This window comes from Thermococcus sp. CX2 (assembly GCF_012027555.1).
GTDB lineage: Archaea > Methanobacteriota_B > Thermococci > Thermococcales > Thermococcaceae > Thermococcus.
On record NZ_SNUQ01000002.1, the window covers coordinates 404,279 to 423,215 of the forward strand.

An 18,937-nucleotide genomic window follows, 5' to 3' on the forward strand; every position below is an offset into this window, starting at 1 on the left:
TCACCTCACAGGTAGATGCTCTCGTACTGCTTCTCGGCCTTTCTCCTCGCCTGCTCCATCTGCTCGTGCATCTTCCTGAGCTGCTCCTCTATCATCTCTGCCTCCTTGATCAGCGGCTCCGTCGAGACGTCTATAGGCGTCAGCTTCTTGAGGATCTCGATGACGTTGGCTGCCGCCCTCGGGTCGGGCCTGTCGCCGAAGGTCTCGCCGAGCAGAACGTAGGCGTTTAGGTTTTCCCTGCTCGCCTCCCAGAGGAGCTTGCCGCTCATCCCCATTATCGAGCCGTACTGGAGTATCTTGACGCCCAAGCTTTCAAGCTCGTTGTTGAGCTCTTCCCTCGCTCCAACGCCCCATACGTCCATCTGCTCCTTGAAGAAGCCTATTCCTATGCCACCCATGGAGATTACCTTCTCCGCGTTCATATCTTTGAGGTAACGCACCAGCTCCTTTGCTATCTCGCTTACCAAAGTTGGAGGCACGTAGATATCGGCAACGGCGAGGATTATATTGTCTTTTCCGTAGAACCTGAGTGGTGGGTTGGGCTTCCCCTCAAGGATGAGCGCCATCGGCGGGATGAATGGGCTCTCCACGTAGCCTATCATCTCCATTCCGAGTTCCTTCGCTAAGAAGTTGGCCGCTATGTGGCCTACTAGGCCTATTCCGGGATATCCCTCGATGAGAATGGGGTTCTTTATCTCGGGCAGGACTATCTTGACGGGCTTCCCGTTCTCCATGTTCTCACCCCCGAGAAATTTTTAGTTTCTAAAGGTTATTAAAGTTTCGCCGGAGTTGTCCTGCACGTTAGTATGGAATAGATTCCTAGTCCAACGTATGCCCCTATGAGAAAAAGAACCATTAAGGTAAGCTTTCTTTTGAAGCTTTTGTCGCCGTGCCTCTGGAAGAGCAGGATGAGAACCGCCACCAGAATGGCGTTCGTCGCAATTCTCGCCCAGCTACCCCCGAGCATTTCTTGGAAGAGTCCGTACATCGAAGGCGATACAAGCCCATAAGTAAGCCCTGCGATGGAAGAGAGCACCCACGGTCAGCTCTCCGTTTGAATTCTTGGTTCTCGCGTTCTCTATCCACTAGCCTCCCGAATCATGTTCGGGAATTGTTCAATTCCGTCAGGTGGGACTTAGGCGTTCTGCCTGTTCTTACTTGGCTTCTGGCTCCAGAGGGCAACCGCAGCGAAGAAAACACTCCATGGGACGACGAGTGCTATGGCGTCAGTAACCGGCGGACCTATCACTCCTTCCTTCTCCAGCACCCTGCTCAGCCCGTACACTGTCGTGAGGATAAGGATGGCGTAAACCATTGCCGTGCAGCCCTTCGAGGGACACCTGTTCCTGCTCCTAATGAAAAGGTACAGCCCCACGATGGGGATGATGAATAAGCTTGCCCCGAGGACAATCTCCCACGTGCTCATTGACGGATCCTCCCGCTTTCTTTTGGCTTGACCCAGAGTTCATAGCTGATAAGTCCGCCAACGGCCCATGCGAGCATGAAACCCGTAAACTGGACAATGGACAGCTCGACTTCCGAGGTGGCCCGCTGAGAGGCTATGGTAGTCCTACGAGCCAGCCTACCGCACCTCTGATTCCTTACCATGCGCTCCACTACAAGCCCTATGCCTAAAAGCGCCACCGTGAAAACCGCCCACGCCACCATAAACGTTCCGACGCGGGCTGTCATCTCGATGATTCCAGAAGTCACAAGGATAACGATTAGGGCGAGTCCCAGGACGTAGAAGTACCCTTTCCAGTAGGCGAGCTTCAGAACCCTGGACTCCGCTGGCCTGAAGAACTTCTTCCCCTTACGGGCCAGCTCGACGAGCCAGATGATGAGTCCTACCAGCACCAGCAGGTCCCAGATCGTCATTTTTAACACTCCTTCACCGATTGGATGTTACCAGTGGGTTTCTCCACCTCGTTTCCTATCGTTTTTCGGGTTTACTCGCAACGTATGTCAGATTCGCGAGGGCGGTAATTAGCATAGTTAGGCCTAGATACATTAGCCACTTGTTTTGTCCCACTAGGTTTGCGATGGAAATCAAAAACGCGACCAACACTGCTAAGACGGCCTGAATTAAAGTTCGTCGCTCGTTCACGCTTGCCACCTGCTGTCTTTCATTGTTTGGGTCAGCTCCATATTACCTCCTCCAAAATCTGCATTTGTTGTTGCGCGGTTTTCCTTATAGCTTTTTCCCTTCAACTTTGCGTAATTTTCTATGTATTTCTTAGATAGATGGTTTTTTCGAACCTTTGTTTTACATCCTGCCAGACCAGATCTAGGCTTGAGTAATCGCGTAAACATTCATGGACATTCAACAGTTTCATTTCCACTGGAAAGGCAAGTCTTAAATAACTCAAGCCTGATTTTTACAGGGTGATGTCCAAATGCCGAGGATAGGTATCATAGGCGGTTCTGGTGTTTACGGAGTTTTTGAGCCAGAGGAGACGGTGAAGATCCACACCCCCTACGGCAGGCCTTCGGCGCCGATTGAGATAGGAAAAATCGGGGATGTCGAGGTTGCGTTTATACCACGCCACGGCAAGCACCACGAGTTCCCGCCGCACGAGGTTCCATACAGGGCGAACATCTGGGTCCTCAAGGAGCTCGGCGTCGAGCGCGTCATCGGCGTAACCGCCGTCGGCTCGCTCCGCGAGGAGTACAAGCCGGGGGACATCGTCATAACCGACCAGTTCATTGACTTCACCAAAAAGAGGGACTACACCTTCTACAACGGGCCAAGGGTCGCCCACATCAGCATGGCCGACCCCTTCTGCCCCGAGATGAGGAAGATATTCTACGAGACGGCTAAAGAGCTCGGCTTCCCCGTCCACGAGAGGGGCACCTACGTCTGCATCGAGGGCCCGAGGTTCTCAACGCGCGCTGAGTCATTCATGTTCCGCCAGTACGCCCACATAATAGGAATGACCCTCGTTCCAGAGGTCAACCTTGCTAGGGAGCTCGGCATGTGCTACGTAAACATCGCAACCGTTACCGACTACGACGTCTGGGCAGACAAGCCGGTTGATGCCCAGGAGGTCATGAAGGTCATGGCCGAGAACAACTACAAGGTTCAGGAGCTTCTCAAGAAGGCGGTTCCTAAGATACCCGAGGAAAGGCACTGCGGCTGTGCTGATGTTCTTAAGAACGCTTTCGTTTGAGGCTTTTCTTTCGACAATCTTTTTAACTCCCTTGGGGAATATCCCCTCTTAAAAAGCACGGGTGGTCTGGATGGGCATTCTAATAAAAAACGGTTACGTCATCTACGGCGAGAACCTTGAAGTTATCAAAGCGGACGTCCTCATCGAGAGTAATAAAATAGTAGAGGTTGCCAAAAACATCAACAAGAGCGCTGACACGGTAATAGACGCCAAAGGCAAAGTCGTCTCCCCTGGCTTCGTCAATCTGCACACCCACTCACCCATGGGCCTCTTCAGGGGCCTGGCCGATGACCTGCCGCTGATGGACTGGCTCCAGAACCACATCTGGCCAAATGAGGCTAAGCTGACGAGAGAGTACACCAAAGTTGGGGCCTACCTCGGTGCCCTTGAGATGATTAAAACTGGCACCACAACTTTTCTAGACATGTACTTCTTCATGGATGCCGTCGCTGAAGTAACCCTCGAGAGCGGTCTGAGGGGATACCTGAGCTACGGCATGATCGACCTGGGCGACCCTGAGAAGACGGAGAAAGAGATAAAGGAAGCCCTCAGAACGATGGAGTTCATCGAGGGGCTCAACTCGGAGCGCGTTCAGTTCGTCTTCGGTCCTCATGCTCCATACACCTGTTCCCTGGCCCTGCTGAAGGAGGTCAGAAGGCTTGCCAATGAGCACGGGAAGATGATAACCATCCACGTCAGCGAAACGATGGCTGAGATAGGGCAGATATCCGAGCGCTACGGCAAAAGCCCTGTTGTCCTCCTCGACGAAATCGGCTTTCTGGGGAGGGACGTCATTATAGCCCACGGGGTATGGCTCGACAGCAGGGACATACACATCCTGGCCAGGAGTGGCGTTACCGTTGCCCACAACCCTGCGAGCAACATGAAGCTCGCCAGCGGCGTCATGCCCCTCCAGAGGCTTCTTAATGCGGGCGTTAACGTCGGCCTCGGCACCGATGGGTCGGCCAGCAACAACAACCTCGATATGCTTGACGAGATGAAGCTTGCGGCTCTTCTCCACAAGGTCCACAACCTCGACCCGACGGTTGCCGATGCAAAGACCGTCTTCAGAATGGCGACCGTCAACGGTGCGAGGGCACTCGGGCTCAAGGCAGGCATCATCAAGGAGGGCTATTTGGCGGATGTGGCAATAATAGACTTCAACAAACCTCACCTGAGGCCTATAAACAATGTGGTGAGCCATCTCGTTTACGCGGCCAACGGCAACGACGTCGAAACTACAATCGTTAACGGCGAGATGCTCATGCTCGACCGCGAGGTTCTCACCCTTGACGAGGAGAAAATTCTTAGCGAGGCGGAAAAAGTTATAGAAAAGCTCTCTTAACTCCTTTTCCCGCGCAACCCTTAAATCTTTTCTTCTAGAATTACTGTGGGTGGTTGCGGTGCTCTCCTTCGAAATCGTCCGTGGGGACATCACCCGCTTCCCGGCCGAGGCGATAGTCAACGCGGCGAACAGGTATCTTGAACACGGCGGCGGTGTAGCCTACGCGATAGCCAAAGCGGCCGCCGGCGATGCCCGCGAGTATATAAGGATAAGTAAGGAAGCGATGCGTGAACAGCTCGGAAAAGACTGGATAGAACACGGCGAGGTTGTTGTAACACCGGCGTTGAGGCTGGAGCGATACGGGATTAAATACGTCATTCACACGGTCGGCCCCTACTGCGGTGGGCGGTGGGATGAGGATAAAAAGGAAAAGCTGAGGAAGGCTATACTCGGCGCTCTGAGGAAGGCAGAGGAACTTGGCGTCAAAACGATAGCCTTTCCGGCGATAAGTGCGGGAATCTATGGCTGCCCCCTTGAGCAAGTCGTGAGAACGTTCAAGGAGACAGTGGAAGAGTTCTCGCGGGAAGCGAGGAGCGTCGAGAAGGTCTACCTCGTGCTGTACTCGGAGAGGGATTATGAGATTGCAAGGAAAGCCCTTGACTTTGGGTGAGGTTTTTATCGTTCGCTTTCAATTACTCCACTGGTGGTGCCTATGAGAATCGAGGACGTTTACATCTGGGACATCAACGCCAAGTGGCTCGGAATCTCACCCTTCCAGCTCATGGAGAACGCCGGCGCTGGAGTTGCCAGAACGATTGAGGAAAAGTTTGGGAAAGGCCTCAAGATAGCCGTCTTCTCTGGAACTGGCAACAACGGTGGAGATGGCTTTGTTGTTGCCCGTCACCTGAGCTTTGAGAACGATGTAACCGTTTTTCTTGTTGGCGATGAGGTAAAAATTAGAAGTGAGGAAGCTAAGCATAACTGGGAAATCCTGAATGGCCTCGACTTCGTGAGAATCAAGATCCTCAAGGACTCGACATACATTAAGGCCCTCGATTTGTCTGGCTTCGATGTCATAGTGGATGCCCTTCTTGGAGCCGGCACGAAGGGCGAGCCGCGCGAGCCGATACGCTCGGCCATCGAGAAGATAAACGAATACGCCGGAAAGGCCAAGATAGTCAGTGTTGACCTGCCGAGCGGCTATCCCTCAAAGGTTCAAGTTAAGGCCGACTTCGCCGTAACATTTCAGTGGGACAAGGAGGAGTATGAGGGCTTCGAGCGCGTTGTGGTTAAGATAGGCTATCCCAAGGAGCTCTACCATCTCGTCGGCCCCGGTGATGCGAAGTTCGCTTTAAGGAAGAAGGGCGAGCACAAGGGTCAGAATGGAAGGCTGTTAATAATCGGCGGAAGCGAGGACTACTTCGGCGCGCCCTACTTGGCGGCAAAAGCTGCTTCATATCTTGTGGACTTGGTTTATTTAGTGATGCCGGAATATCCTGCGAAGCGCATAGCCGACCCGGATATTATTCTAAGGCCAGTCGAAGGAAAGAACTTCACAAAAGAGCATCTTGAAGAAGTCTTGGCACTGGCAGAAAAGGCTGATGCCGTCATCATAGGGCCTGGCATAGGATTAAGGGAAGAAACTAAGGAGTTCGTCAGGGAATTTGTAAAGCGCTGCGAAAAGCCGATGGTGATTGATGCGGACGGTCTGAAGGCGGTGGCAGAGGATTTGAGCGTTTTGAAAGGCAAGACCTTCGTTCTCACACCCCACGCCGGTGAGTTCAAGGTTCTCTTTGGGGTGAAGCCTGAGGGTTCCTTCCAGGAAAAAGCAGAGCTCGTGAGGGCAAAGGCAAGGGAAATTGGCGGCGTTATCCTGCTCAAAGGTGCTTACGACGTCATAAGCGACGGGAAAACCTGGAAGTACAACAGAACAGGCAACAGGGGAATGACCACCGGAGGAACTGGAGATGTCTTGGCTGGCCTCGTTGGGGCCTTGCTGGCTCTGGGCAACGAGCCGCTAAGGGCCGCTTCCGTTGGTGCCTTTCTCAACGGCCTCGCTGGGGATATGGTGAAGAAAGAGCTCGGCGAGAACTTCACAGCACTGGAGGTTGCGAAAAAAGTCCCGCACGCGGTCAGGTGGGTGGTGGAGTTCTGAGGGGACTCAGAACTCCACGAGCTTCTTTACTTCCTTGGCCTTCTCGCAGAGCTCGCAGCTCTGAAGGAAAACGAGTATGTTGAGAAGATGGAAGAGCTCTACCTCAGTCAGATCCACCTCGGCCTGAGACACTCTCTTGATTATGGGCTGAGAGTTGAGTTCGATTTCGTTGAGTACGGCTTTGGTGAGCTGCTTCAGCTTTTCTCGGTCCTTTATTTTGGCGCCCGCTTTTTCAAGAATCTGGACGAGCTTCTCGACCTCTACTTGGAGATAGGCCTGTCTGAACTCCTCTACGCTCTCGTCCAAGTCTGCTTTTATGAGGAACAGCCTCGCCACCCTGGTGTAAATCCTCTCGTTTCCGTCGCTGTCGAGCTCCTCGATGAGTCCAGCGTTCTCGAGCATCTTCACGTGTCGATAGACGGTTGTTCTGTCCTTTCCAAGGGCCTCGCTGAGTTCGTTAATCGTCATTGGGCGCTCCTTGAGGAGTTGCAGAATCCTGAATCGGGTTTCCTCCGAGAGCACTTTGGCCTTTTCGGGTTCCGTGATAATGAGGACTTCCCTCACTTAATACTCCTCCAGCTTGTCCTGGGGCGTTTCTCCTTCCTCGACAATTTTCTTTCCGGCCGCGACCATGTCTATGCTGTGTACGACCCCGCCGAATTCCTCGATGGTTCTGACTATCTCCTCGTAGTCCAGGTCGTCACCGACCATGGTTATCTTGACGTTTTCGGTCTCCTTGTCTATTTCCACGAGGGTGATGTTGACACCATCGACTCCCTCAAGTTCGCTGAGTCCCAGGGCTAGCTCAGTCACTATCGGCTGGTGTGGTTTAAGCACGTCCAAAACGAGAAGCCTTATTCCCCTTGCCATAGTTCATCGCTTCCAGTTTCACCCTTACTTTTTAAGTATTTTCCCGAGTTTCTTGAGGAGCTCGATGGCCTCCTCGTCCCTACCCATCTTAGCCATTGCCAGCCACTCTATAGCGTGGATTATGTCCTCGTTGGAGAACTCCTTCAGCTTCTCTTCGTTGGCTTCTATCTCGTTGGATATATCTGTCTTGTATTCGTGCTCCTTCTTGAGGAGCTGGTCCATTACATCCAGCAGCTCCTCGTCGTTGAACTCATAACCAAGGGCCTTGAATATCTCAAGCTTCGTTTTGAGCCTCGACCTGGCTAAGTAGCGGAGCTCCTCGTCGCCGAGGTAGAGGTTTATGTAGAAGGCATCCGCCGTCCTTCCGTAGTACTTCTCCACGAGGTTTCCCTTCATTTCGGTCCTCTTGACCTCAACGAGGCCAGCCTCCTTGAGCTTCTCGATATGATGGTAAATTGTCTGTGGTGTCTTTCCCAGAATCTCGCTGAGCTGGGAAATCGTCATTTCCCTGTTCCTTAACAGTCCGAGTATCTTCCTCCGAGTATCTTCAAGCATCAGCTTGATGACCTCGGGGTCTGTAATGACCTTAACCTTCGCCATTGCTACCACCCAATTTAAACGTTTTAATGGTTCTTTGAACGTTCTGGCATATAATCCTTTTGCTTAAGGTCATGCTTGGACCTTTGGCGGGGGCTTATATATGTAAAGATTGCCTTCTGGTTAAATGCTTTGTGGACAAAATATCCATAGGGTGATAGACCTGGAGAAGAGGGAACTCTCCCGTGGGGGCTATAATCGAGATTTCCCTGTTCGTAACGCTCTACTTCATGATAATTCTCTCTACCCCTTTTGATTTTTAGGAGGGAAAGTTTAAATAAAGCCGACCGAAAAACTTTCGGAGGTGGATACGGTGGAGACCCCAAACCTTGACTTCCTGTTTTACCCCAAGAGCGTCGCGGTTATAGGTGCGTCCAACGTTCCCGGCAAGATTGGAAACTCGATAATGCGCTCGATAACCCTCAACTTCGATGGTAAGGTCTACGCCGTCAACGTCAAAGGTGGCGAGGTTGAGGTCAACGGGAGGAAGTTCTCCGTTTACAGGAGCATTAAGGATATTCCCGACGAGGTTGACGTCGCGGTCATAGCCGTTCCGGCCAAGTTTGTTCCTGATGTCATCGATGAGTGTGGCGAGAAGGGCGTCAAGGGTGCGGTCGTTATTTCCGCCGGCTTCAAAGAGGCTGGAAACATAGAGCTTGAGGAAGAGCTCGTTAAGAGGGCTAAGAAGTGGGGCATTCGCTTGGTTGGCCCCAACTGTCTCGGTGTTACCAACCTTGAGAACGGCTTCGACTGCAACTTCAACCCGCCGGAGAGGCAGGCGAGGCCGCCCTTCGGAAAAATCGCCTTCATGAGCCAGAGCGGTGCCTTCGGAGCTGCCATTCTCGACTGGGCCGCCAACCACATGATAGGTATGAGCAAGTTCATCAGCCTTGGAAACATGGCCGACCTCGACGAGAGCGACTTCATGGCTTACCTCGGCGAGGATTCGAAGACCGGAGTTATCACCGGTTACATCGAGGGCATCAAGGACGGAAGGAAGTTCTTCGAGACGGCCAAGGAGGTCACCCTCAGGAAGCCCGTCATAATCCTTAAGGCCGGAAGAACCGAGGCCGGCGCTAAGGCGGCGGCTTCCCACACCGGCTCGCTCGCAGGTTCATACAAGATATACGAGGCCGTCTTTGAGCAGACTGGGGTTCTCTCCGCCAAGAGCATGAGGCAGCTCTTCAACTACGCTAAGGCCCTTGCCATGCAGAAGCCCGCTAAAGGCAACCGCGTCGCTATAGTCACAAACGGCGGCGGTGCCGGAGTCATGATGAGCGACGGTTTGCTTGAGCGCGGCATGAAGCTCGCCGAGCTGAGCGAAGAAACCAACGAGAAGTTCAGGAAGGGCATAGAGGAAGGAAAGCTTCCGCACCACATGAGCTACAAGAATCCAATTGATGTCATCGGAGACGCCCCGTCTAGCAGGTACGAGCTAGCCATGCGCTACGCCCTGGAGGACCCGAACGTTGACGTTCTCGTTGTCATAGCCCTCTTCCAGAGCCCGGCTTTGGACGAGGGAATAGTTGACGCGGTAGCGAGGATGCAGGAGTACGGCAAGCCTATAATCTTCGTCGCTCCTGGAGGAGACTACCCGCACAGGATGGCAAGGAACATCGAGCAGAAGGGCGTCCCGGTCTACGAGACCGTTGAGGACGGAGTTGATGCTGTTTATGCCCTCGTCAGGTACGGCGAGTGGCTTAGGGAGAACGGGCGGCTTTGATGGGCTTTTTAGACTTTTTCCACAATTTTCATGGTCTTTACCCGTTTAAAGTCGTCATCAAATGTTGCTATTTTGTTTATGCCGTAGAACTCGCAGGTCGATACAATGAGCGCATCATTTGGGAGCAGATGATATTTCTCAATGGAGCTTTTTGAATTCTCCACAATCTCTGGGTTTATCTCGAGTATGCTGAAAACGGAGAAGGGTTCAAAGACAGGTTCTAAATTAACGCTAGCCAGAACTGAAGGGTTTCTCTTGATTTCGTAGGATTTCATTCCAGTTTTGGCCTTTATGTAGAAGAAGGTAACCTCTGAAGCAACTATCGGATTTATGAATCCCTTAATCTTTCCGTTTTCCACACTTTCAATGCGGGGTTTGGCCTTGGGTATGCCGCCGAGGTGGTATATGAGAACGTTTGAGTCAAAGAAAACGTTCTCCCTACCACTCATCTTCAATCTCCTCGATTATCGCGTCAATCTTGTCCTTATCCATTTTCACTATCCCAAAGGTTCTATCCGATATCTTCTGGGGCAGTATCTTAAGGGTAACCTCACTTCCCTCTGGAATGTTGAGCCTCTTCTTCGGCTTCAGGACGCCGTTTTCATAAACGGCCTCAACTATGACTTCCATGCTCCCACCAACTTTCCCTTGGCATTGGAGACTGATAAGCGTTTTGGATAATGAATAAGTCAGTTTGTGGAGAATTCACCCTGTGGAACCGCACTTTGAAAGGGTATTTTTCTCGTCTTCTTGAGTTGAGTTCTCCAAGGATATAATCTCCCAGTTTTTCATGTTAATGACGGCCTTGTAGACGGAGTAATTGCCGGTGCAGGCTTCTCGATTAGGCCCTATGTGGATGAAAACTACTGCTGTACAGGTTGTTAGGTTAAAACAACCAGCATGGCCGCAATTGGTCATGTTGGGGAACTTTTCTGAGGCTATTTCATCTGCAATAGTGTCGAGTTTGGCGATGTTAAAGGGGCAACTCCCTGTTCCTGCTACGTTAGTATTGTTTGTTAGTTTTTCATCGGTTTCGGGGCTGTTGAAATTTGGAATTTCAACGAGGATATAAACGAGGATCAATAAAAATATCCCAACGATGGGAATCAGCCGCTTCACTTGGCATCCCTCTTTGGCCGTCATGTTTTATGCCGACGGCTCCTAATGGTTTTCTTTAGGAAATATTTTTAAAATTTCTCTGCTGTAGGTTTTGAGTTGTATGGACAACTTCAAGCAGATCATCAAAAACTTTAAATCCTCTTCCTTCCTTTTTCTTCCCATGCTTGGTGATTGTTTTTGGCCTTGGTGAAGCCTTCCTCTTCTGCCCCGGCTTAGTCTGGAGTTTCGTTTCCACTGGAAATGGAGGTGCTTTGAATGGACGAGTTTAAGGTTACCCCATGGGACGTTGAGGGTTTGGTGGACTACAACAAGCTGATAGAGGAGTTTGGAACGAGTCCTTTGACTGACGAGCTGCTTGAGAAGACCGCCCAGCTGACCAAGAGCGAGCTACCGCTCTACTTTAGGAGGAGGTTCTTCTTCTCCCACAGGGACTACGATAAGGTTCTCCAAGACTACGAGAGCGGAAAGGGCTTCTTCCTTTACACTGGGAGGGGTCCGAGCGGGCCGATGCACATAGGCCACATCATACCCTTCTTCGCGACGAAATGGCTCCAGGAGAAGTTCGGCGTGAACCTCTACATCCAGATAACCGACGACGAGAAGTTCCTCTTCAAGGAGAAGCTGAGCTTTGACGACACCAAGTACTGGGCCTACCAGAACATCCTCGACATAATAGCGGTCGGCTTCGACCCTGACAGGACCTTCATCTTCCAGAACAGCGAGTTCACCAAAATCTACGAGATGGCCATTCCGATAGCCAAGAAGATAAACTTCTCGATGGCGAGGGCAGTGTTCGGCTTCACCGAGCAGAGCAAGATAGGAATGATTTTCTATCCGGCTATTCAGGCTGCACCGACCTTCTTCGAGAAGAAGCGCTGTTTAATTCCCGCTGCGATAGATCAGGATCCCTACTGGAGACTGCAGAGGGACTTCGCTGAAAGCCTTGGCTACTACAAGACGGCAGCTCTGCACAGCAAGTTCGTACCCGGCCTGATGGGTCTTGAAGGCAAGATGAGCGCCAGCAAGCCGGAAACGGCCATCTACCTGACCGACGATCCGGAGGAGGCCGGCAAGAAGATATGGAAGTACGCCCTGACCGGCGGCCAGCCAACCCTCAAGGAGCAGCGCGAGAAGGGCGGCAACCCGGAGAAGTGTGTCGTCTTCAAGTGGCTTGAGATATTCTTTGAGGAGGACGACAAAAAGCTCATGGAGCGCTACCACGCCTGTAAGGCCGGAGAGCTGACCTGTGGCGAGTGCAAGCGCTACCTCATAAAGAAGGTGCAGGAGTTCCTCATCGACCACCAAAAGAAGCGCAAGGAGGCCGAAAAGCAGGTAGAGAAGTTCAAGTACGCCGGTGAGCTCGCTAGAGAGCAGTGGGAGAGGAGCATCCCGGAGCCGCTGAAGGGCTGAGGCTCCGGTTTTTACTCCCTTTTCGAAAGTCTTTTATACTTCTTCGGGTTTGGATTTTACTGGTGGGTAAAAATGCGGAGGGCATCGCTTCTGGTCCCTCTTGTGGTCTTCATGGTCATAGTGAGCGGCTGTCTCGGCGGTGGGAATACCCCGACTAGCACGCCTTCGAGTGCTTCTTCACCCGCGGTTGAAACCACTTCAACGACTTCCGTGGAGCAGTTCCCTCCTGTGAAGTTCCTCTATCCGGAGAAGCCCGAGATCGTTAACCTGACGCTGGAAGATGCAACTGAGTTTTTCCGGGAAAAGTATTCGCGCGTTCCCTACTCCCAGTTCGGCAACATAACCGTCAACTACTCCAATGGCGTCTTCACTGGTGTTTACCGCTTTGTGCTCACGAACTTCACGGACAGGACGCTCTACCTGGCCATGCTTAAGACGGAAGATGAGCCGATAAAACTGAACATAACCATTGAGGGTGTTCCCCTAAACCTCTCCCGCGTTGATAGGTATCTCCTGTTTGATGAAGGGGTCGGGATCGAGTTCTACGCTGTTAACGTCTCCACGAACTTGACGACCCTCAGAGGGATTGCGCGCTACGAGTTCAGATACTTGGAGAACGAGGACGAGATAGGGGCTTTGGTTGGAAAGTATGGATTGCTCTTTGGCACGGACTTCTCCTGGTGGGAGTTTGCCTCGAAGAACGCCACCATAGTGGTGACTCCGTATCTTCCAAGGGACACGATTTTCGTGCTTTTCGGGCATGGTGTCGTTCGCAATGGCTCGAAGGTGATTTATACCTCACCTCTACATCCCTACCTCGGGTTCTCGCTCTACCTTCAGAACCTCAACTGGACGGATTTCTCGGTTAATGACGTCAACGTTACGGTGTACTACACCGCTGGCTGCTATAACCCTGAAGGTCTGGAGCTCGTTAAGAAGGAGCTGAACTTCACGATCGGTCTCTATCGCAACATCACCGGCGTGCTCCCCTCGAACAGGCTCGACGTGGTCTTTGTTCCGGGACTTCCCGCCCTTTCAAAGAGGCTTTTCAGCGAGCCGGTCAATGGGATTGACCTGAAGGGAACGTTCCTCGTCAACTGCCCCATTGACATAAAGGACTCGGCCGTTAACTACGCCTCCCTGCTCTTCCACGAACTTGCCCACGAGTGGTTCGGCCGATACGCCAGCTTCGGCCGGCTCAATGAGGCCTTCGCAGACTACATGAGGGTGGAGGCCTACCAGCGCTGGGACCCCAAACGCTATCCAACGTGGATAGAGGATATGGAAAGGATGGCCGTCAGAGATTCGAGTCAGTACACGTACTTTGAGGCCATGGACCCATCCCTACCCTACTGGAAGGTCAGTGGGGTTCTGTACAAGAAGGGCGCCTTCATACTGCGCTCTCTCCGCTTCGTCCTTGGAAATGAAACGTTCAATGAGATTCTCCACGAGGCGCTAACGGAGTGCCACGGTTCTTACTGCGCCGTCCAGGACTTCCAGCGTATAGCCGAGAACGTCTCCGGCGAAGACCTCGATTGGTTCTTCAACGAGTGGTTTAACTCCACGCTACTGCCGGACTATAACATCACTGACCTGAGCCTCTCGGCGACCGATAACGGCTACAACCTGACCTTTAGGCTGATTGATGCGAACAACTTCACCATGCCGGTAGAGCTTAGAATAGTCATGGAGAACGGCAAATTTGTCGATAAAACTGTGTGGGTCAATGAGGGAATGGCAGAAGTCACCCTTTCCTTGGAAGCTCGGCCAACTATAATAGTCATCGATCCCAATGAGTGGATGGCCAACATCAACAGAAACTTCGAGGTCGACGGGATTGAGGTGGTTGTTAATTAGGGAGCTTCTCTTCTTTTTTAATCTTGGCTTGGATCTCTAACGCGACTTGTGATACCATACCTCGCCTTTCCTTCCGGGATGGGTTCTACGATGTGAGGTCGACGAAGATAATGTCCTTCGCAAAAACTACGCCAAGCACATCGTAGGGCAGTGGGACAAATCTATTTCCGAGCCTCTGAAGCTATGATTTAGTAGGCGCTATTCTCTCCTTTTGTCTTCTTCTTCCATCAAAGAGCCGCATATTTTCGGGACTTTTGGCATTTTCATGAAAATTTTTTCATGGAGAAATGCATTTCTCTGTCCATTCGTGTTCATGTGTGCAGTTGAACGCTGGGATAAAATTCATCCGAGTCTCGATTTTTCTAACGACAAAACGTATTAGGTCCGAAGATCTATCATCTAATGGAGGTGGTGTGAGATGAAGAAAAGTGAAGCCCTCGCCGTGCTTATCGGGACTCAAATAGGTGCCGGCGTCCTCGGCCTGCCATATGCCGCCAAGAGCGTTGGTTTGATTCCCGCTGTAGTTGTGCTCATCGCGGTAATGATGCTCATGCTTTTCACCGCAAGGGTCGTTCTCGACTTCTCGGCTAGGATGAAGGGTGCCCAGCTTAGCACGATAGCCAAAAGAACCCTCGGGCGTGGCGGCGGTCTGCTCATGTTTGTGAGCGTCACGGTGATGAGCTTCGGCGCGCTCTTGGCATACATCGCCGGCATGGGTAGCGTCTTCGCGAGCCTCTTCGGGGTTAGTGAGACTCTGGGAGCACTGATATTCTGGGTTCTTGCCTCCCTGGTAATATACCTTGGCCTCGAGGCGAGTGGAAAGAGCGAGCTTGTCATGAGCCTCGTCATGCTCTTCCTCTTTCTCGCGGTCGCGGTCATGCTCCTGCCCCGTGGAAGGCTTGAGAACGCCCTATACATGAGCGACAGCGGTCTGTGGGCGATTGTGGGCGTTTCGATCTTCGCCCTTGGCTGCCACACCGTCATCCCCGATGTCTACAAGGGTCTCGGGAGCTACGAAGAGACGAAGAAGCTCCTTACATGGGCCTTCGTGATCCCAACGGCTATCTATGCACTCTTCATGGCATCTTTCCTGCTGGTCTTTGGCACCGAAACGCCCCAGATAGCCACGCAGGCCCTTGAGAGCATCTACGGGAGAACGGGGCTTATAATCGGCAACCTTATACCTCTCTTCGCCATAACGACCAGCTACATTGGAATAGGACTCGCCCAGCTGAGCAATGTTGAGGAGTACCTGAGGATGGACAGGAAGCTTGCCTGGGCCCTGACGGTTATTCCGCCGCTGGCGGTTTACCTCTCGGGCGTTGGTGACTTCGTGAGCGTTCTTGGAATCGCCGGAGACACTGGCGACCTGATGGCCTTCATCGTGTTGCCTATGGCCATATACATAGCCGACAGGCTTGGTCTGGCGTCAATCGAGAGAGAAGCGGAGGCTAGATACGGCTAAAATACTTTCAAACTCCATTCTTTTTTTCAAGCTCTATCGTGAGCTTCCAGCCTGGAATCCCTATACAGGAGTGTGGCTTTCGCGGGCATGACTTTGATGACCTGAGTCATATCACTGTGTGCTGGTGAGTTCCTTGGGAAGCCTTAAATTCCCTTTGTATAACTCCCGCCGGTGGATCACAGTGCTTCGCCTTCCATTCCGAGACGGGTTTTACGAGGTAAATCCCACCAAGATAGTTGCCCTGGCCAAAAACTACGCCGACCACGCCAAGGAAATGGAGAGCGACGTCCCAGAGAAGCCAGTCTTCTTCCTAAAACCGCCCTCCGCGCTCATCGGTCCGAACTCGACGATACTCCTCCCTCGGATGAGTAAGCGCGTTGACCACGAGGTAGAGCTGGCGGTGATCATCGGCAGGAGGGCGAAGAACGTTCCAGCTAAGAAGGCCATGGACTACGTCCTCGGCTACACGATACTGCTCGACATAACCGCTCGCGACATTCAGGCCGAAGCGAGGAAGAAGGGCCTTCCATGGACAATAGCTAAGGGCTTCGACACCTTCGCCCCGGTAGGGCCAAGGGTGGTCGATAAGAGAGAGCTCGACCCGAGCGACCTGGAAATAGGCCTGAAGGTCAACGGCGAAGTTAGGCAGCTCGGAAGGACGAGCGAGATGGTTTTCAAGATCCCAGAGCTGATAGAGTACATCTCAAGCGTGATGACACTCGAACCGGGCGACATAATAGCCACGGGGACCCCAGCTGGCGTTGGCCCCCTGAGGCACGGGGACAAAGTCGAGGCCTGGATAGAGGGCATCGGAACACTGGAGGAAGATGTGATAAGCGAGGGCTCGATACTGTGCTAGAAACTTTTTGTTTTTTCTTAATCTTTCTGATGGTGTGGATGAAGCGCGCCCTGCCTTTCTGCTCATCCTCACTGTTCTGGCATCTGGATGCCTCAAGGGCGGAAACTTCGTCTACGTCAAGGGAAAGACCCCTCGCCAGAGGGCACCAAAAAGTACGTCTTCTCTGGCCCCCTGAACCTGAGCATGAAGATAGACTCCAGCCCCAGTTGAGGTTAGTTTCGGAAAACGGCAGGTTTCTAAAGGACTTCGAAACCCGAACCATGTCGATACCGTTGTGGAGCTCCTCGAGGGAAAGTGGTTCGTGGTGATTCACAACCCGGGCGATAAGACGGCTTCCCTCGACATGGTGATAAAATTGGAGGTATGTATCGAACTTCCTTCGTGACTTTTTGAATTCCGCCCGATTTTATTTCGATTCTGTCCCTCCCACTGACTATCATTCGTTTGTTTTCTTCCTTGCTCAAATGTTATTCGATATCCCATAACGTAATGTGCGCCGGTGTCCATTTGAACATGCTGCTGATGAATCCTTATTCATGGAATATCAAAAACTGTCATAAAGGCTTGATTTGGCTGTTTGTTGGTTTTAAATTCCCGTTCTTGAATTTTAACGTCCTAACAAACTTTATATTCTAAAAAAGGCAATACCTATGCCCTAAGCATTCCATACCAATGTGGACATGAGTGCTCATAACTGTGCAGGGGGTTGAGAAATGGGTGGAGAAAAGGGAACCTATCGCGAAGTCACGCCTGCGGCGGTAATACTCGGTGTGATCTGGGGCGCCTTCATGGCTGCGAGCTTCACCTACGCCGGAATGATTATGGGATTCACCTCCGGTGGCTCTGCAATAGCCGCTATAGTTGGCTGGGGAATCCTCAGGGGACTGCTCAAGAAGGGAACCATCGTCGAGAACAACATCGTCCAGACAATAGCCTCCGCAGTCAACATCTCGGTCTCTGGAGTCATATTCACCATACCGGCGCTCTACATAATGGGTCTCAACGAGGAAATCAACATGCCCTACTTCTTCATCGCGACGGCTGCCGGAGCGATACTGGGAATCACCTTCATAATCCCACTGAGGAAGCAGATGATCGAGATAGACCGCCTCAGGTTCCCGACGGGAACTGCAGTAGCTACTGTCCTCAAGACCCCGGGAAGCGGAATTGAGAAGGCCAGGCTGCTCTTCCTTGGAATGATAATCAGTGCAGGAGTTTATCTCGTCCAGCAGTTCCCCATCCTCGGCCTTCCAGAGATAATCCCGGAGTACGTTGACCTCGGCTCTATCCTTCACCTGCCCTCCTGGGTCAACCTCACAATAGCGCTCTCCCTCATGGTCTTCGGAATGGGACTCATAACCGGAAGGAATGGTCTCATAGTCCTTGCCGGTGGAGTGCTCTCCTACTACATCATCACCCCACTCGTCAAGGCCCTTGGATGGATTCCAAGTGATGTCACCGACGGTGCGATAAGCTCCTTCGTCTACGCCAACATGACAAGGCCCCTCGGTATCGGAATGCTCCTTGGAGGCTCCATAGCTGGCCTCATACTCTCGCTTCCAGTCATAGTCGTTGCCATCAAGAGCATTGCGGGAGCCAGCAAGCTGGGTTCAAGGGCTAGGAACGAGGAGCTACCGATAAGCTACCTCTACGCTGGAATCGTCCTGGCGTTCCTCCTCCTGCTGGTGACGACCTACCAGCTTGGAGACCTCGGCCTGGGCAGGAGCCTGCTCACGGCACTCGTCGGCGTCGCGTGGATTTTCGTCGCCTCGCTCCTCGTTGCAATGTCCACTGGAATGACCGACTGGAGCCCGGTTTCCGGCCTCTCGCTCGTGTCGGTCATGATACTCCTCTACCTGACTAACAAGAACGTCCCGCTCACTATACTCCTTGGCGCCACCGTCGGAGTCGCCATCTCTGGAGCAGCCGACATGATGCAGGACCTCAAGACGGGCCACCTCGTCGGAGGCATTCCATCAAAGCAGCAGAAGGTCGAGCTCCTCACCGCCTGGATAGGGCCGATAATAGCCCTGACCGTCGTCGGTCTCATCTGGAAGGCCTACGGAATAGGAAACGAGATGGTTCCGGCGCCGCAGGCAATGGCCCTCAAGTCGATGGTCGAGGCCATCCTCGGAGGAAACGTCCCGGTGGACAAGTTCATCGCCGGTGGAATCCTCGGCTTCGCCCTTTCGATGAGCGGCATTCCAGGACTTGGAGTCCTCGTTGGACTCTCGATGTACCTGCCGATGCTTTACATCATCCCCTACGGAATCGGCTGTATAGTCCACGAGGTCGCCAAGAGGAAGAAGGGACACGAGTTCATTACGGAGAAGGTCCTCCCAGTGGCGGCTGGTCTGATGGTGGGAGAGGCCGCGATGACCCTCCTGTTCGCGGTCCTCACCGTGCTGGGAGTCCTTCACCCATGAG

At 52.5% G+C, this 18,937-nt stretch carries 22 protein-coding genes; 11 read left to right on the plus strand and 11 right to left on the minus strand.

Annotated elements, in window-relative coordinates; all coding sequences use genetic code 11:
* Positions 1-5: 5 nt before the first annotated feature.
* The 4 genes from E3E23_RS06430 to E3E23_RS06445 form a co-directional block, all read right to left on the minus strand.
* Positions 6-734 (minus strand): proteasome assembly chaperone family protein, encoded by a 729-nt coding sequence (locus tag E3E23_RS06430; protein ID WP_167907269.1) that lies wholly within the window; start codon positions 732-734, stop codon positions 6-8.
* A 38-nt stretch (positions 735-772) separates the two neighbouring features.
* Positions 773-988, minus strand: a complete 216-nt coding sequence (locus E3E23_RS06435; RefSeq protein ID WP_167907271.1) for a hypothetical protein — start codon at positions 986-988, stop codon at positions 773-775.
* A gap of 147 nt (positions 989-1,135) precedes the next feature.
* Positions 1,136-1,426 (minus strand): hypothetical protein, encoded by a 291-nt coding sequence (locus E3E23_RS06440; protein WP_167907273.1) that lies wholly within the window; start codon positions 1,424-1,426, stop codon positions 1,136-1,138.
* A complete protein-coding gene (locus E3E23_RS06445; RefSeq protein WP_167907275.1) occupies positions 1,423-1,878 on the minus strand; it encodes a hypothetical protein in 456 nt (151 codons plus the stop codon). Before E3E23_RS06445 ends, E3E23_RS06440 begins: the two co-directional genes overlap by 4 nt.
* 518 nt (positions 1,879-2,396) lie before the next feature.
* Between E3E23_RS06445 and E3E23_RS06450 the strand changes: the two genes are divergently transcribed.
* From E3E23_RS06450 to E3E23_RS06465, 4 genes are all read left to right on the plus strand, one after another.
* Positions 2,397-3,170 carry an S-methyl-5'-thioadenosine phosphorylase gene (locus tag E3E23_RS06450; RefSeq protein WP_167907277.1) on the plus strand — a complete coding sequence of 258 codons (774 nt, stop codon included), beginning with the start codon at positions 2,397-2,399 and terminating at the stop codon, positions 3,168-3,170.
* Between the two features lie 70 nt (positions 3,171-3,240).
* Entirely contained in the window at positions 3,241-4,515 is a 1,275-nt protein-coding gene (locus E3E23_RS06455) for an amidohydrolase family protein (RefSeq protein ID WP_167907279.1), read from the plus strand.
* 58 nt (positions 4,516-4,573) lie between these two features.
* Positions 4,574-5,125, plus strand: a complete 552-nt coding sequence (locus tag E3E23_RS06460; protein ID WP_167907524.1) for a [protein ADP-ribosylglutamate] hydrolase — start codon at positions 4,574-4,576, stop codon at positions 5,123-5,125.
* Between the two features lie 42 nt (positions 5,126-5,167).
* The gene (locus E3E23_RS06465; protein WP_167907526.1) at positions 5,168-6,610 is read left to right on the plus strand and encodes an NAD(P)H-hydrate dehydratase; all 1,443 of its coding nucleotides are present in this window, start codon (positions 5,168-5,170) and stop codon (positions 6,608-6,610) included.
* A gap of 6 nt (positions 6,611-6,616) precedes the next feature.
* Here the strand turns inward: E3E23_RS06465 and E3E23_RS06470 are convergent, their stop codons facing one another.
* From E3E23_RS06470 to E3E23_RS06480, 3 genes are read right to left on the minus strand one after another with little or no spacing between them, the layout of a single operon-like run.
* Positions 6,617-7,174, minus strand: coding sequence for a winged helix-turn-helix domain-containing protein (locus E3E23_RS06470; protein WP_167907281.1), 558 nt, complete (start codon positions 7,172-7,174; stop codon positions 6,617-6,619).
* Complete coding sequence (locus tag E3E23_RS06475; RefSeq protein WP_167907283.1) at positions 7,175-7,480, minus strand: DUF211 domain-containing protein; 306 nt, start codon at positions 7,478-7,480, stop codon at positions 7,175-7,177.
* Positions 7,481-7,504: 24 nt separating this feature from the next.
* Positions 7,505-8,080, minus strand: coding sequence for a winged helix-turn-helix domain-containing protein (locus E3E23_RS06480; RefSeq protein WP_167907285.1), 576 nt, complete (start codon positions 8,078-8,080; stop codon positions 7,505-7,507).
* A 310-nt stretch (positions 8,081-8,390) separates the two neighbouring features.
* Here E3E23_RS06480 and E3E23_RS06485 point away from each other — a divergent pair, with 310 nt between their 5' ends.
* Positions 8,391-9,800: an acetate--CoA ligase family protein gene (locus E3E23_RS06485; protein ID WP_167907528.1), complete on the plus strand. Its 1,410-nt coding sequence runs from the start codon at positions 8,391-8,393 to the stop codon at positions 9,798-9,800.
* 8 nt (positions 9,801-9,808) lie between these two features.
* On the opposite strand, the gene E3E23_RS06490 is transcribed toward E3E23_RS06485, so the two are convergent.
* The 4 genes from E3E23_RS06490 to E3E23_RS06505 all read right to left on the minus strand — a co-directional run bounded on the left by E3E23_RS06490 (position 9,809) and on the right by E3E23_RS06505 (position 11,154).
* The gene (locus E3E23_RS06490) at positions 9,809-10,249 is read right to left on the minus strand and encodes a type II toxin-antitoxin system VapC family toxin (RefSeq protein WP_167907287.1); all 441 of its coding nucleotides are present in this window, start codon (positions 10,247-10,249) and stop codon (positions 9,809-9,811) included.
* Positions 10,239-10,430 (minus strand): antitoxin family protein, encoded by a 192-nt coding sequence (locus E3E23_RS06495; RefSeq protein WP_167907289.1) that lies wholly within the window; start codon positions 10,428-10,430, stop codon positions 10,239-10,241. The genes E3E23_RS06490 and E3E23_RS06495 overlap by 11 nt, the downstream gene beginning before the upstream one ends.
* 75 nt (positions 10,431-10,505) lie before the next feature.
* Complete coding sequence (locus E3E23_RS06500) at positions 10,506-10,919, minus strand: hypothetical protein (protein ID WP_167907291.1); 414 nt, start codon at positions 10,917-10,919, stop codon at positions 10,506-10,508.
* Positions 10,920-10,974: 55 nt separating this feature from the next.
* Entirely contained in the window at positions 10,975-11,154 is a 180-nt protein-coding gene (locus E3E23_RS06505; RefSeq protein WP_167906713.1) for a hypothetical protein, read from the minus strand.
* 20 nt (positions 11,155-11,174) lie between these two features.
* Between E3E23_RS06505 and E3E23_RS06510 the strand changes: the two genes are divergently transcribed.
* The 6 genes from E3E23_RS06510 to E3E23_RS06535 all read left to right on the plus strand — a co-directional run bounded on the left by E3E23_RS06510 (position 11,175) and on the right by E3E23_RS06535 (position 18,936).
* A complete protein-coding gene (locus E3E23_RS06510) occupies positions 11,175-12,329 on the plus strand; it encodes a tryptophan--tRNA ligase (protein WP_167907293.1) in 1,155 nt (384 codons plus the stop codon).
* Positions 12,330-12,401: 72 nt separating this feature from the next.
* On the plus strand, positions 12,402-14,186 hold the full coding sequence (locus tag E3E23_RS06515) for a M1 family metallopeptidase (protein ID WP_167907295.1): 1,785 nt from the start codon (positions 12,402-12,404) through the stop codon (positions 14,184-14,186).
* Positions 14,187-14,604: 418 nt separating this feature from the next.
* Positions 14,605-15,651, plus strand: coding sequence for an aromatic amino acid transport family protein (locus E3E23_RS06520; RefSeq protein WP_167907297.1), 1,047 nt, complete (start codon positions 14,605-14,607; stop codon positions 15,649-15,651).
* A 181-nt stretch (positions 15,652-15,832) separates the two neighbouring features.
* Positions 15,833-16,510 carry a fumarylacetoacetate hydrolase family protein gene (locus tag E3E23_RS06525; protein ID WP_167907299.1) on the plus strand — a complete coding sequence of 226 codons (678 nt, stop codon included), beginning with the start codon at positions 15,833-15,835 and terminating at the stop codon, positions 16,508-16,510.
* Positions 16,511-16,544: 34 nt separating this feature from the next.
* Positions 16,545-16,685 (plus strand): hypothetical protein, encoded by a 141-nt coding sequence (locus E3E23_RS06530; RefSeq protein WP_167907301.1) that lies wholly within the window; start codon positions 16,545-16,547, stop codon positions 16,683-16,685.
* Positions 16,686-17,223: 538 nt separating this feature from the next.
* Complete coding sequence (locus E3E23_RS06535) at positions 17,224-18,936, plus strand: OPT family oligopeptide transporter (RefSeq protein WP_167907303.1); 1,713 nt, start codon at positions 17,224-17,226, stop codon at positions 18,934-18,936.
* Position 18,937: the final 1 nt, after the last annotated feature.